This is a genomic window from Curtobacterium sp. 9128 (assembly GCF_900086645.1).
GTDB lineage: Bacteria > Actinomycetota > Actinomycetes > Actinomycetales > Microbacteriaceae > Curtobacterium.
In genome coordinates, this window is sequence record NZ_LT576451.1 from 413,924 (window position 1) to 427,557 (window position 13,634).

The following is a 13,634-nucleotide window of genomic DNA, read 5'->3' on the forward strand; positions in this document are numbered from 1 at the left end:
CCCAGTCCGGTGGTGGACCGCTCCATCCCCGTCGGCACGCGGACCGAGGAGCATGCGACACTGGCCACATGCCCATCCTCAACAAGGACATGCAGGTGTGCATGTCGCTCGCCGCCCGTCCGAGCAACATCGGCACCCGGTTCCACAACTTCCTCTACGACGAGCTCGGGCTGAACTTCCTCTACAAGGCGTTCACCACCACCGACCTCCCCGGAGCCGTCACCGGCATCCGTGCCCTCGGCATCCGCGGGTGCTCGGTGTCCATGCCGTTCAAAGAGGCGGTCATCCCCCTCGTCGACGTCGTCGAGGAGTCCGCCGCGGCCATCCAGTCCGTGAACACCGTGGTCAACGACGACGGTGTGCTCACCGCCTCGAACACCGACTACGAGGCCGTTGCAGCACTGCTCGGCACGCACGACGTCGACCCCACGTCCCGCGTGCTGCTCCGCGGGTCCGGCGGCATGGCGAAGGCCGTCACCGCGGCGTTCCGTGGCGCCGGGTTCGACCACCTCACCGTCGTCGCCCGCAACGGGGACACCGGCTCGGCCCTCGCGTCGCAGTACGGGTTCGGCTGGGTCCGCACCGAGGACGAGGCCGGCGACGCCGACCTGCTGGTCAACGTCACGCCGCTCGGCATGGACGGGGACCAGTCGGACACCGTCGCGTTCACCGCGGACCGGATCACCGCGGCCCACACCGTGTTCGACGTGGTCGCCTTCCCCTCCGAGACGCCGCTCGTGCGGGCCGGACGCGCGGCGGACAAGCACGTCATCACCGGCGCCGAGGTCATCGCGCTCCAGGCAGCCCGCCAGTTCGAGCGCTACACGGGCGTCGCACTCACCGACGACGAAGTTGCCCGGGCGAGCGAGTTCAGTCGCGCTGAGTAGGGCGCGTCAGCCGTTCCGGGCGCGACCCGTCGCGACCCAGCGGAGGCGCCGCAGGGTCTCGCGGTTCCTGATCCACACCAGCGGCTGCAGCAGGAACCCCGGGACGTACGTGGCAGGGCCGGCCACGGCGTCCTCGACGATGGTGACCTTGCAGCCCCGGGGATGCGGCTCGACGGCCAGTTCCACGCGCGCCTCACCGAGGGGCCAGCCCTTCGGCTGCATGACCATCCGCCGGGGCGCATCCCACACGAGCGACGTCGTCACGTCGTCGATCACGAACGGCCACACACCGAACGAGTGGTGCAGGCGTTTCCCGACCGCTGGCCAGCCGGGTTCCGCACCGCGCATCCGGGACGCGCCGACCACCCAGGTCGTGAAGAGCCAGCCGTCGCCGAGCACGTCGAAGACGTCCTCGGGCGTGCAGTGCATGATGCGGACGTTCTTCGCCATGATCAGTCCTCCGGTGCCAGGTCGACGTCGTCCGGCAACCCGAAGGTGTGCCGCAGTGCGCTCTTCGCGGCCCGCCAACCGGCCATGCCGTGCACGCCGGGGCCCGGGGCAGCGGCCTCGGAGCAGAGGTACATCCCGCCGCCCATCCGCCACGGGTCGTTCGACAGCAACGGACGCTTCACGAGCTGCCAGAAGCTCGCCGCACCCGAGGCGATGTCCCCGCCGACGTAGTTCGGGTTGTAGGCAGCCATCTCCACGGCGGTCCGGGAGCTCGTCGCGAGGATCGTGTCGCGGAACCCCGGCGCGAACCGCTCGATCTGGCGGGTGACGGCCTCGGTGTGGTCGATGTCGGAACCGGCCGGGACGTGCGCGTAGGCCCAGAACACGTGCCGGCCCTCTGGTGCGCGTGACGGGTCCACGACGGTGGGCTCCGCACCGAGGACGTACGGGCGCTCGGCGTGCCGTCCCCGCGCCACCGCGCCCTCTGCTGCGGCGATCTCGGCGCGGGTGCCGCCCAGGTGCACCGTGCCGGCCCGACGCAGGTCCTCGTGCGTCCACGGCACCGGTTCGGACAGGGCGAAGTCGACCTTGGCCGCGGCGTTGCCGAACCGGAACCGTCGGAGCGCACCGCGACGCGGCGTCGGGATCTGCGAGCCCGCGATCCGGAGCATCCCCGGCACGCTCGTGTCGAACAGCACCGCCTTCGCCGGGGTGAGGTCCCCGAGCGATCGGACGTCCTGTCCGGTGACGATCCGCCCGCCGTGCGCGACGAGGTCGGCGGCGAGCGCGTCGACGATCGCCTGGCTGCCGCCGATCGGCACCGGCCAACCGCGGGCGTGCGCGTAGCTGCCGAGCGACAGGGCCGCTGCGGCGGTCGCGAGGGACGGCATGTGTTGGATGGAGTGCGCGGCCACCCCGGTCACCATCGCGGGTGCGACCTCGTCCCGGAACCGGGCGTTCCAGGCGCCGCTCCCCTGCTCCAGCGCCCGCAGGCCGAACCGCAGGACGGTGAGCGGGTGCCGCGGGACGTTCAGCAGCGCGTTCGTGGCGAAGTCCGACACCTGGTCCGCGTTCCGCGAGAGCGGGGCCATCAGGGTCCGGAAGGCGGGGCCGTCGACACCGAGTTCCGCTGCCGTGCGGTCGAGGTCCTGGTGGGCGATCCCCGCGCGGCCGCCGTCGAGCGGGTGGCCGTACTGCACCTCGGGTAGCCGCAGGTCGATCCGCTCGTCGAGGCGGAAGCGACGGAAGAACTCCGACTGCAGCGCCATCGGGTGCACGGCCGAGCAGACGTCGTGGCGGAAGCCGGGCAACGTGAGCTCTGCGGTGCGTGCTCCTCCGCCGATGGTGTCGTTCCGCTCGACGACCTCGACGGACAGGCCGGCCCGCGCCAGGGTCACCGCTGCGGCGAGCCCGTTCGGCCCCGCCCCGACCACCACTGCGTCCACCACGCGTCGAGCCTACGGACGCGCGGTGTCCGCACTCGCAGGGTCGGTGCCCTCGTCGCCGTCGGTGTCGGCGTCCGTGGGCTCGTCGGCGTCCGCCGCGACCGCACTCGGGCCGGACCCGAGCGGATGCTCCGCGAGCAGCGCAGCGAAGTCCTCGTCGAGCATCTGCTGCACCCGGTCGTCTCGACCGATCTCGTAGCCCTCGGTCGGGCGCTGCGCCCACCCCAGACGCCCGACGACGGTCGTGCCGATGTCGTCCCATGCGCGGGCGCGGGCGGCGAGCACGATGCCGTCGACGAACACCTGGTCGTCCCGGCGGCGATCGAGCATCGCCGCGAGCTCTTCGTAGGTGGCTTCGCGCGTCCGGAGCTTCAGGTCGTCGCCGCGCTTGTAGTCGTGCTGGTGCTTCGACCGGCCCTTCTGCTTGATCGCCTTCGAGCGGATCTCCCGCATGCGCTCGGCGTCGCCGCGCTGCTCCTCCGCCATCCGGTGCAGCTCTTCGCGCACGGTCTCGGCGGCGACGGCGTGGTCGAAGAAGCCCTGGTCACGGAGCGAGTTGGTGATGATGCGGTTGGCGACGGCGATCGTCACGGCGGCCTTCGAGATGAGGAAGCCCTCGTCGACGGCGCGGCGGAGTTCCACCTGGCTGACGGGTCGCTCGGTCGAGGTCTTGCTGCGCCGTCCGAACAGAGCCATGGCATCGACGATACCGGCGACGGGTGACCATCAGCCCGCAGGTGGACCCGGATCACCGCCTGGAGGGACGACTCGCCTCCGCAGCGTCCCTAGCGTGGAGCGCATGGTCACCACCACGACATCTCCCAGGACCGGACTGGGTACCGCCAGTCTCGTGCTCGGCATCTGCTCGCTGCTCGCAGGCTGGACGTTCTTCGCGCCGGTCGTCGGGCTCTGCCTCGGCATCGCGTCCCGCAGCCGCGAACCGCTGGCGCGTGGTCGTGCCGGCTGGGGCATCCTCCTGAACGTGGTCGCACTGGCGATCTGGATCGTGCTCGTCGTCGTGTTCATCGCCGCGGGCGCCCTCGCCGCCTGGCAGCACGCGACGCAGGGCTCCTGACCCGACGCGTCCCTACTCGTAGCGGAGGGCCTCGATCGGGTTCTGGCGTGCAGCCCGGCGTGCGGGCAGCGTGCCGGCGAGGAACGCGATGAACATCACCACGAGGATGATCGTGATCACCGAGGACGGCGCGAACTGCATGATCTGCAGGCCAGGCAGGTCCTTGAGCACCGTGCCGGCCAGGATGTTCGAGATCCCCGTGCCGAGCGCGATCGCCACGCCGGCGCCGATCGCACTGCCGAGGAAGCCGATGAACACCGCCTCCAGCGAGAACAGCGTGTAGACCTTGCCGCCGCCCATGCCCATCGCCTTCATCAGGCCGATCTCACGGGTCCGCTCCTGCACGCTCATCAGCAGCGTGTTGATGATGCCGAAGCCCGCTGCGATGAGGGCGATCACCGCGAACGCGTTGAGGACGCCGACGATGCCGTTGATGACGGTCTGGAACTGGCCGAGCTGGTCCTGGATCGTCTGTCCGGTGTAGCCGTCCTTCGACAGGGCGCTCTTCACGTCGGACGCGGTCGCGCCGCTGTCAAGGGTCGCCGAGGCACTGGCGTAGGAGGTCGCGATCGACGCGGGCTTCCCCGTCTCCTGCGCGGACTGCATCGCGTCCGTCAGTGCCGCGTTCGCACCGGCCCCGCCGCCGAACAGCGACTCGTTCTGCACGCCGACGACGGTCGCCGTCAGGGTGTGCTCTGCGCCCTGGTAGTCGTCCACCGCGAAGGTGAGCTCCTTGCCGACGGCCGCCTTCTCGCTGCCGAGCCCGAGGTTCTTCAGGTAGTTCGTCGGCAGGATGACCTGGTTCGCGTCCGTGTCGTCGTCGAGCTGCTTGCCCGATGCCAGGTCGGCCTTCAGCTCCCCCGCGTTGGCGGACAGCGTGACGACGTACTTGCCCTCGTTGCCGTACTCCGCGTACTTCGGGCTGAGCGCGACGGCCGGACGGACGGAGTCGATGCCCGAGACGCCCTTGATCTTGTCGACGTCGGACTGGGACAGGTACCCGAAGGACGCCGGCCCGCGGTCGACGCTCTGCGTGGACGCGTCGGGGTCGTACTTCGCGGGGCCGCTGTCGGTCGACGACGAGTCGACGGTCTTCGTGATCGTCAGGGCCCCGGTGTCGCCGATCGAGGCCACCTGGGTGTCGATGTAGTTCCCGACGCCGGTGCCGATCGCCGAGGTGAGCGTGATGGTGAACGCGCCGATGAAGATCGCGATCACGGTCAGGGTGGTGCGGAGCTTGGACCGGAACGTGTTGCCGACCGCGGTCCGCAGGAGGTCGAGGAAGTTCATGCGGAGTGCCTTCCGTGCTCGTGGGCACCCGGGGCGGGCGCATCGGCCTCCGTCGACCCGCCGACGATCAGCCCGTCGCGCACGTTCACGCTCCGGTCGCAGCGTGCCGCCAGTTCGTCGTCGTGGGTGACGACGACCAGGGTGATCCCCCGCTCGCGCTGCAGTCCGAAGAGCATGTCCTCGACCACCTCACCCGTGTTCGTGTCGAGGTTGCCCGTCGGCTCGTCAGCGAAGATGACGCTCGGCTCGCCGACGAGCGCTCGGGCGATGACCACGCGCTGCTTCTGTCCACCGGAAAGGTCGTTCGCGTCGTTCTTGGCCTTGTCCGCCAGCCCGAGCGCGTCGAGCGCCGCCATCCCCCGGCGCTTCCGCTCCGCACCGGAGACGCCCGCGATCTTCAGCGGCAGCACGACGTTGTCGAGCACGGAGGTCTTCGGCGTCAGGAAGAACTGCTGGAACACGAACCCGAAGGTGCTGTTCCGCGTGCGGTTCACGTCGCGGGCGCTGAGCGTCGCGGCATCCGTGCCGTCGAGCAGGATCTGCCCGGTGGACGGCTTGTCGAGCAGCGCGAGCAGGTGCATCAGCGTCGACTTGCCGGAGCCGGACTTGCCGACGATCGCCAGGCTCTCCCCCTGGTTCACGGCGAGGGACACCCCCTTGAGCGCATCGAACCGGGTGGAACCTCGGCCGTAGGTCCTCGTGAGGCCCCTGGCCTCGAGCACGGGAGTGGTCATGCGCCCGAGCGTACTGTCCGTTGCACGACTGAAAGTTTGCGTTTGCTGCAAACGATGTGACGTTCCGGTTACAGTCGAGCCATGCCCGACAGTGCCACCCCGTCCGAGATGGGTCTGCGCGACCGCAAACGCATCGAGACCCGCAGCCGCATCGCCGAGGCCGCGCGGTCACTCGCGCTCGAGGACGGCATCGACCACACCACGATCGAGCAGATCGCCGCGCGCGCGGACATCTCGCCGCGGACGTTCTTCAACTACTTCGAGAGCAAGGAGGACGCGGTCCTCGGGCACACCGAGCTCGATCTCTCCGCCGAGACCCTCGAGTCGCACGTCCGGGCCGTCGCTGGAGAACCGGCGGCGCAGGCGGTCGTCGACCTGGCGTTCCTGGTGTTCGGCGAGACCTTCGGGGACGAACGACACCGCCACGAGCGCAAGGAACTCATCGTGCGCTTCCCGCAGCTCATGCGCCGCCAGGTCACGCGCATGTCGATCGTCGCCGAGGCGATGACCGGCGCCGTCCGCACCGTGCTCGAGCGCGACCCGGCGTGGGGGCCGGAGGCGGCGACGCCGCAGGCGGCGGAGATGCTGCTCGGCATGGTGATGACGGCGCTCCGCAGCTCCGCCCGGAACGAGGGCACGGAACCCGAGCAGGTGCGCACCCAGGTGGTCGCGTTGATGCGCGACACCGCGGCCCGGATCGCAGCAGGATGACGGACGGGAGGCTCGGTGCCAGCTGGCACCGAGCCTCCCGTCCGTCCGCTGGTCGCGTCGCGACCCGTCAGGACTTCGAGATGAAGCCCTCCTTCACCATCCAGTCGAACGCGACGTCCGCGGGCTCCCGGCCCTCGACGTCGACCTGCCGGTTCAGCTCCTGCAGGACGGCGTCCGTCAGCTTCGGGGAGATCTGGTCGTAGACGTCCTCGAGCTGCGGGTACTCCTTGAGCACCGACGTGGAGAGCACCGGGGCGACGTTGTAGGCCGGGAAGAAGCCCTTGTCGTCCTCGAGCACCTGCAGCCCGAGCGACTTGATGCGACCGTCGGTGGTGAACACCTCGCCGAAGTTGCACTTCCCCCGGTCGGTCGCCGTGTAGACGGTGCCGGTGTCGAGGATGTCGACGTTGCCCTTCGGGATCGCGGAGTCGCCGGAGCCACCGAGCTGCAGACCGTACTTCTCGAGCATCGGCTTGAAGCCGTCCGACCGCGAGTTGAACTCCGACTCGACGCAGAACGTGCGCTGGTCGGCCGGGAGGTCGGCGATCTGCGACAGCTTCGTGATGCCACCGAGCTCCTTGACCGCTTCCTTCCGCACGGCGAACGCGTACGTGTTGTTCATCGGGGCGGGCGGCAGCCAGGTCAGTCCGTTGCCGGCGTCCTCCTTCTTGACGGCCTCGTACTGCTCCTGCTTGTCCGGGATGCCCTCCTTGTGGCCCATGTAGGTGAGCCAGGCGGTGCCGGTGTACTCGTACGTCATGTCTGCGTCGTGGCCGGTCATGAGCTGACGGACCGCCACACTGCCGGGGACGTTCGTCTCGTCGGTGACGTCGAAGCCGGCGGCCTTCGCGGCGAGCACCGCGATCTTCCCGAGCACGAGCTGCTCGGTGAAGTTCTTCGACGTGACGGTGAGGTGCGCGCCCTCCGGCAGGTCGTCGATCTTTTCGATCGTGCCGGGGGCCGCTGCCGGGACGAACGAGGTCGCGGGCTGCAGGCCGCAGCCGGTCAGTGCGAACGCTGCGGCGCCGGCGACGAGCGTCGCCGCGATGCGCCTGGTGCGGCGCTGGGTGCGGGTCGTCATCGGAGTCCCTTCGGTCGGGCGACGGTCTCGACGATGCGGCCGAGCCAGTCGATGGACAGCGCCAGGAGCGCGATGAGGAGGGCGCCGGACACCAGCACCTTCGGCAGGAACAGGTTCACGCCGGTGGTGATGAGAAGCCCGAGGCCGCCGGCACCGATGAAGGTCGCGAGCGCGGCGGAGCCGACGAGCAGCACGAGTGCGGTGCGGATGCCGGAGAGCATGACCGGGACGGCCAGGGGCAGTTCGACCCGCATCAGCACGGAGAACGCGCTCATGCCCATGCCGCGACCGGCCTCGACCGTCCGCTGGTCGACGCTCTCGATGCCGATGATCGTGTTCCGCAGCACCGGCAGGATCGCGTAGAGCACGAGGGCGATCACCGCTGCCCAGAACGAGAACCCGAGCCAGAACGCGAGCAGGACCACGAGGCCGACGGCCGGTGCGGCCTGCCCGAAGTTCGCGACCGCGAGGATCACGCCGCTGGCCCGGCGGAGGGGTCCGCGTGTGAGGACGATGCCGAGCGGGATGCCGATGATCAGCACGATCACGGTCGAGACGATCGTCAGGAGCACGTGCTGCCAGGTGAGCGACACGAGGTCGGCCGGGTTGAGCGTGGAGCGCTCGGTAGCGGTGAGGTCGGCCGTGTTCAGCCAGACGGCGAACGCGGCGAGCACGACGAGGATCGCGACCGGCTGGATGACGAGCCCGCGCCAGCTGGCCTTCGCGGGCTTCGCGACGGGATCGGCGACGACGTCACTCATCGACGGGCTCCTCTGCGCGGACCGGGGACGACGGCAGCGTCTCGATCGGGTTCGTGTTCGTGCCGACCGGGGTGTACGCCTGCTCCTCGGCCGCTGCGGCACGGGAACGGGTGATCGCGTCCATGACCGTCTCGACCGTGATGACGCCCTGGAATGCGTCGCGGCGACCCGTGACGAGCGCGGCACCGGCGCTGGACACGAGCATCGTGTCGAGCGCGTCGTTGAGCGTCGCGGCCTCGCCGACGACGGGCAGGTCGGGGTCGGTGCCGTCCGGGATGCGGTCGAGGCGCTCGAGCTGCCGGCGGGTCGGCCAGCCGATCGGACGCTGACGGGCGTCCACCACGACGGCGTGCCCGTGGCCGCCGGCCTCGCGCATGCGCTGCAGGACGGCCTTCGCCTCTTCACCGGGCGAGCAGGTCACCGCGGGGGCGAGCTCGACGTCGCGCACGCGGTTGAGCGTCAGCTGCTTGAGTCCGGCACCCGAGCCGATGAAGTTCTCCACGAACTCGTTCGCGGGCTCGGCCAGGATGCGCTCCGGGGTGTCGTACTGCACGATGTGCGCACCCTCGGAGAAGATCACGATCCAGTCGCCGAGCTTCACGGCCTCGTCGAAGTCGTGCGTGACGATGACGATCGTCTTGTGCAGCTCTTCCTGGATGCGGAGGAGCTCGTCCTGCAGGCGCTGGCGGGTGATCGGGTCGACGGCACCGAACGGCTCGTCCATGAGCAGGACGGGCGGGTCCGCGGCGAGGGCCCTGGCGACGCCGACGCGCTGCTGCTGCCCGCCGGAGAGTTCACGGGGGAAGCGGTCGCGGTAGGTGTCGGGGTCGAGGGAGACCAGGTCGAGGAGCTCGTCGACGCGCGCGGCGATCTTCTCCTTGGACCAGCCGAGCATCTTCGGCACGATCGCGATGTTCGCCGCGACGGTCATGTGCGGGAAGAGCCCGCCGGCTTGGATGACGTAGCCCATGCGGCGGCGGAGCTCGTCGCCGTCGATCGAGGTGACGTCGTCGTCGCCCACCACGATCCGGCCCTCGGTGGGCTCGATCAGGCGGTTGATCATCTTCAGCGTGGTCGTCTTGCCGCAGCCGGAGGGGCCGACGAGCATGACGATCTTGCCCGCGGGGATCTCGAGCGTGATGCCGTCCACGGCGGGCTTCGACTGGCCCGCGTAGCGCTTGGTGACGGTGTCGAGCAGGATGCTGCGACCCGTGACGTCGCTCTCGGCGGAGGAGCCGTTCGTGTGGGACAGGGTTGCGTCAGTGCTGGACACGGATACCTCGCGAGATGGTCAGGCGGCCGAGGCCGAGGAGCAGGAGATCGAGGACGAGGGCGAGCAGGACGACACCGACCACGCCCACCACGACCGAGTTGAGGGAGTTCGCGCCGCCGAGACGCGAGAGCCCGGAGAAGATGAACCCGCCGAGCCCCGGGCCGAGCGCGTACGCGGCGACGGCGGCGACGCCCATCACCATCTGCGCGGAGACCCGGACGCCGGTGAGGATGATCGGCCACGCCATCGGCAGCTCGACCTGCACCAGGGTGCGGAAGCGGCTCATCCCGATGCCACGGGCCGACTCGACGACGGCGGGGGAGATCTCGGAGAGCCCGACGACCGCGTTGCGGAGGATCGGCAGGGCGGCGAAGAACGTGACCGTGACGACGGACGGCACGACGCCGAAGCCGAGCGGCACGAGCAGCAGACCGATCACGGCGAACGACGGCAGTGTCAACCCGATGGTCGACACCTCGTTCGCGACCGATCTCAGCCGCGGGATGCGGTAGACGAGTGCTGCGAGCAGCACGGCGATGACGGTGGCGAGCACGGTGCACTGGAGGACCAGCGAGAAGTGCTGCCACGACGCGAACCAGATCTGGTCCCATCGCTCCGTGACGTAGTTGAAGAACACCTGACGCTGGTTCCCCTCGGGTCGGTCGTTCTGCCCACGGGTCGGGGCACAAGTGCCGCCCAACGTACGCAATGGCGCGGCGACTTGTACAACCGCAAATGTCGCGAACGCAGGGTTCCTGCGGATTCTTCAATCACGAAACCCCAGGTCAGCGCCGTGTGACGTCCGTGATCCTGGGAGAACGGTAACGATCGAACGGGCCGCCCGGCTACAGGCCCGCTTCTCGGAGCCCGGCCTGCTCGGCGATCGAGACGAGCCGCTCCCGCCACTCGATCCACTCCTCGGGCGTCTTCTCCGCGAGGTTCCCGTCACCGTCGCCCGCGAGGCCGTCGAGCATCTCGCGCACGATGTCCGCGTGCCCGGCGTGCCGAGCGGTCTCGTACGCCATGTGCACCAGCACACGGTGCAGCGTGACGTCACGGTGCTCGGGTGCCCACCACGGAACCACCCCGCGCGCGTCGAGGTCGAGCGCCTCGATCGTGGCGTCGGCGTGGGCGGCGCTGGCGTGGTGGAACGCCACGATGTCCGCCATCGTCTCGTCGAGCGTCGCGTACATGTCCCGGTCGTCGTCGGAGTCGAGCCATGCCGGCGGATCGGGGAGCGGGCGGTCGAACACCCGCCCGAAGTACTCGGACTGCACGGCGGCCACGTGCTTCACGAGCCCGAGGACGTTCGTGCCCGTCGGGGTCACCGGCCACCTGGCCTGCCGTTCCGCGAGTCCGTCGAGCTTCGCGAGCAGCGCTGCCCGGTGCTTCTGGAGGTATCGGTGCAGCGTCTGCTTCACGAGTGCCTGGTCGGTGACCGGGGACGCCCCCTCGTCGGTGAGCAGGGAGTTCCCGGTCGCCGCGATGGTGCCGGACGGCGGTGCAGGTCGCACCGCCGGCGGCTCCTCGGTGATGTCGCTCATGCCCTCGATCGTGCCACCGCGCGCTCGCGGATGCGCTCCGACTCGGCCACGGCGACGCGCTCGGCGGTGAGCAGCAGTCCGGCGACGTCCGCGGAGTTCCGCGACGGTGCGTCGTTCCAGCTGGTCAGGTCGCGCACGCGGCCCATCCGGACGTCCGGGGCTGGGCACCAGAGGACCGGCGCGCCTTCTTCGACCGCGAGTGCGTGCCAGACGACGTCGAGGGCGCGCTGGACCGGCTGGGAGTGCACCGCGTGCGGACCACCGGCCGCGTAGACCACGGCACCGACGAGGCACGCACCGACGAGCGGGCGTCCGGCGACGTCCATCGCCGCGGCACTCGACGCCTTGCGGGTACGGCCCTTCTCGTCGACGTAGGAGAACCACGCGTGCTGGATCCACCCGCGTTCGACGACACCGCGCGCACCGGACAGCAGCCGCTCCACGTCGGCGAGATCGCGGAGCTGCGCTTCGGCTCGACGGACCCTGGCAGCGGCACGGCGTTCGGCGAGCCGGTCGAGGAGGCCGCGGAACCCGGAGCGGGTGGGCGTGGGGAGGGAGGGAGAGGCGTCGGTGTCGACGTCGTGCTGGACGCGGAACTCGAGGGTCATCAGGCCCCTCCGATCTTCACGTGCACGGATGGTGTGGAGAGACGATAACCCCGTTCGGGTCAGCCGTCGAGAGCGGCGTCGATCCCACGCTCGGCGACGATCCGGAACGCGCTGTCGTCGCTGAGGTGCATCGCCGAGGCGATGGACACGGCCCAGCCCCGTGCCCTGGTCCAGGTGGCGTCGTCGGCGGGGACCAGCGCGCGGAAGGTGCGCCGGGCCTCCCGGTCGAGCGTCAGCCAAGCGGTCGCGAGGTCCACCGCCGGGTCGCCCGCCGTCACGTCCCCGAAGTCCACGACCGCCGACAGGCGGTCACCGGTGCCGTCCGGCGCGGGTTCGACGAGCAGGTTGAAGGGGTGCAGGTCGCCGTGCACCCAGACGGGAGGCCCGGCGTACGCGGGCAGGGCGGCCGCGGTCCGCCAGAGCGCGGCCAGCTCCACGGCACGTGGTACGTCCGCGGTGGCGAGCCGTTCCAGGACGGCCTCCGAGCGGGTGCGCAGGGGGACGGCGCGCACCGGGTTGACCGGCGCGTCCGCCGGCGCGGGCACGTGCAGCAGCCGGACGAAGGCCGCGAGCGCCTCGGCCACCGCCGTCCCGCCGGCGCGTTCGCCCGCCGGGACGCCGGGGAGCCAGCGCACGACGCTCCACGACCACGGGTACCCCGGCGCCGGGCGACCGGTCCGCACCGGATCGGGGACGGGCACGATCGCGGCGACCCGGTGGGCGATCTCGGGCAGCCAGCGCTGCTCGTGCTCGATGAGCCGGGCGGCGGCGGCACGGCGGGGGAGCCGGACGGCCAGCAGCTCCCCGAGCCGGACGACCACGTTGTCCCAGCCGTTCGCGACGACCTCGAGCGGCAGGTCCGCGAGGTCGGGGTGCTGGTCGGCGAGCAGCGCGCGGACGAGCTCGGCGTCGACGTCGATCTCTGCTTCCGGGGTGGGCATCGGGTCAGGCTAGCCGGGGCGGCCCCTCCCCGCGAACGGGGGCTCTCGGGGCGAACCTACCGCTTGGTATCTTCATAGGGTCGGAGACGTGGGTGTCGCTGGGGGGACTCACGACCCGTGGTCGTGTCGGACCGGCGTCAGGGCGCCCCGGTCCGCGCGACGTGCTCGTCCGGTGCTCGTTCGTCCGGGGCGATGAGGGCCACCAGCCGCGGGATCTCCGGGCGCATCCGCTCCGTGACGATCGCGGCGAGCAGGACCGTCCAGAGGTCGCGGAGCCGTTCGAACAGGTCCGCGCGGTCGGCCAGCACGTCGGAGACCGTCTGGACGCCGGTGTACGCGGGGATGATCACCCGCCCGAGCACCTCCGGGTCCCAGGCATCGTCGACCTCGCCCGCGGCGATCCCCTGCCGCATCAGTTCGGCGACGACCGCCATCCAGTCGGTGTACGGGTTCTGCCGTGCCACCTCGGCGGTCGCGGCCTCGGTCGACAGCCGGATGCCGGCGCTCACGACGACCTCGGACACCATCTGCGTCGCGAGTCCCTGCGACATCCACATCATCGCCTCGAGCGGGGACGTCGCCCGGGTGGACGCCGCTTCGCCGTACCGCCGGGACACCTCGTGCTGCTGGGCGATGACCGCTCCTGCGAGGTCGCGCTTCGACCCGAAGTGGAAGTAGAGCGCTCCCTTGGTCAGCCCGGCTCGCTCGGCGACGGCGTCCATCGACGCGCCGACGTACCCGTGCTCGTCGAACTCGTGGGCCGCGGCCTCGAGGATCGCCGCCCGTGTCGCCACCGCGCGCTGCTGCCGCGACCGTCCGTCCTCCGCCATGTGG

16 protein-coding genes are annotated in these 13,634 nt (G+C 70.6%); 3 read left to right on the forward strand and 13 right to left on the reverse strand.

Translation table 11 applies throughout. The annotated features are described in order from the left end of the window. Positions 1-68 precede the first annotated feature (68 nt). Positions 69-887, forward strand: a complete 819-nt coding sequence (locus tag QK288_RS02015; protein ID WP_281266150.1) for a shikimate 5-dehydrogenase — start codon at positions 69-71, stop codon at positions 885-887. A 6-nt stretch (positions 888-893) separates the two neighbouring features. On the opposite strand, the gene QK288_RS02020 is transcribed toward QK288_RS02015, so the two are convergent. The 3 genes from QK288_RS02020 to QK288_RS02030 are packed head-to-tail and all read right to left on the reverse strand — an operon-like array spanning position 894 to position 3,478. Further along, the gene (locus QK288_RS02020) at positions 894-1,337 is read right to left on the reverse strand and encodes an SRPBCC family protein (protein WP_281266151.1); all 444 of its coding nucleotides are present in this window, start codon (positions 1,335-1,337) and stop codon (positions 894-896) included. Between the two features lie 2 nt (positions 1,338-1,339). After that, positions 1,340-2,785, reverse strand: coding sequence for an NAD(P)/FAD-dependent oxidoreductase (locus tag QK288_RS02025; protein WP_281266152.1), 1,446 nt, complete (start codon positions 2,783-2,785; stop codon positions 1,340-1,342). Positions 2,786-2,794: 9 nt separating this feature from the next. Beyond that, positions 2,795-3,478, reverse strand: a complete 684-nt coding sequence (locus QK288_RS02030) for a hypothetical protein (RefSeq protein WP_281266153.1) — start codon at positions 3,476-3,478, stop codon at positions 2,795-2,797. 103 nt (positions 3,479-3,581) lie between these two features. On the opposite strand from QK288_RS02030, the gene QK288_RS02035 reads away from it, so the two are divergent. Continuing rightward, positions 3,582-3,857, forward strand: a complete 276-nt coding sequence (locus QK288_RS02035; protein ID WP_281266154.1) for a hypothetical protein — start codon at positions 3,582-3,584, stop codon at positions 3,855-3,857. A 12-nt stretch (positions 3,858-3,869) separates the two neighbouring features. On the opposite strand, the gene QK288_RS02040 is transcribed toward QK288_RS02035, so the two are convergent. After that, positions 3,870-5,147 (reverse strand): ABC transporter permease, encoded by a 1,278-nt coding sequence (locus QK288_RS02040; protein WP_281266155.1) that lies wholly within the window; start codon positions 5,145-5,147, stop codon positions 3,870-3,872. Further along, positions 5,144-5,881 (reverse strand): ABC transporter ATP-binding protein, encoded by a 738-nt coding sequence (locus QK288_RS02045; RefSeq protein WP_281266156.1) that lies wholly within the window; start codon positions 5,879-5,881, stop codon positions 5,144-5,146. The genes QK288_RS02040 and QK288_RS02045 overlap by 4 nt, the downstream gene beginning before the upstream one ends. An 81-nt stretch (positions 5,882-5,962) precedes the next feature. On the opposite strand from QK288_RS02045, the gene QK288_RS02050 reads away from it, so the two are divergent. Then, positions 5,963-6,592: a TetR/AcrR family transcriptional regulator gene (locus tag QK288_RS02050; RefSeq protein WP_281266157.1), complete on the forward strand. Its 630-nt coding sequence runs from the start codon at positions 5,963-5,965 to the stop codon at positions 6,590-6,592. 67 nt (positions 6,593-6,659) lie between these two features. Here the strand turns inward: QK288_RS02050 and QK288_RS02055 are convergent, their stop codons facing one another. The 8 genes from QK288_RS02055 to QK288_RS02090 form a co-directional block, all read right to left on the reverse strand. After that, a complete protein-coding gene (locus QK288_RS02055; protein ID WP_281266158.1) occupies positions 6,660-7,673 on the reverse strand; it encodes a glycine betaine ABC transporter substrate-binding protein in 1,014 nt (337 codons plus the stop codon). After that, complete coding sequence (locus QK288_RS02060; RefSeq protein ID WP_281266159.1) at positions 7,670-8,434, reverse strand: ABC transporter permease; 765 nt, start codon at positions 8,432-8,434, stop codon at positions 7,670-7,672. Before QK288_RS02060 ends, QK288_RS02055 begins: the two co-directional genes overlap by 4 nt. Continuing rightward, the gene (locus tag QK288_RS02065; protein ID WP_281266160.1) at positions 8,427-9,707 is read right to left on the reverse strand and encodes an ABC transporter ATP-binding protein; all 1,281 of its coding nucleotides are present in this window, start codon (positions 9,705-9,707) and stop codon (positions 8,427-8,429) included. The genes QK288_RS02060 and QK288_RS02065 overlap by 8 nt, the downstream gene beginning before the upstream one ends. After that, positions 9,694-10,344 carry an ABC transporter permease gene (locus QK288_RS02070; RefSeq protein ID WP_281266161.1) on the reverse strand — a complete coding sequence of 217 codons (651 nt, stop codon included), beginning with the start codon at positions 10,342-10,344 and terminating at the stop codon, positions 9,694-9,696. Before QK288_RS02070 ends, QK288_RS02065 begins: the two co-directional genes overlap by 14 nt. A 208-nt stretch (positions 10,345-10,552) precedes the next feature. Next, complete coding sequence (locus tag QK288_RS02075) at positions 10,553-11,251, reverse strand: DinB family protein (protein ID WP_281266162.1); 699 nt, start codon at positions 11,249-11,251, stop codon at positions 10,553-10,555. Beyond that, positions 11,248-11,859, reverse strand: coding sequence for a hypothetical protein (locus QK288_RS02080; protein WP_281266163.1), 612 nt, complete (start codon positions 11,857-11,859; stop codon positions 11,248-11,250). The genes QK288_RS02075 and QK288_RS02080 overlap by 4 nt, the downstream gene beginning before the upstream one ends. Positions 11,860-11,918: 59 nt before the next feature. Beyond that, positions 11,919-12,800 (reverse strand): aminoglycoside phosphotransferase family protein, encoded by an 882-nt coding sequence (locus QK288_RS02085; protein ID WP_281266164.1) that lies wholly within the window; start codon positions 12,798-12,800, stop codon positions 11,919-11,921. A 137-nt stretch (positions 12,801-12,937) separates the two neighbouring features. Next, entirely contained in the window at positions 12,938-13,630 is a 693-nt protein-coding gene (locus QK288_RS02090) for a ScbR family autoregulator-binding transcription factor (RefSeq protein WP_281266165.1), read from the reverse strand. Positions 13,631-13,634 lie beyond the last annotated feature (4 nt).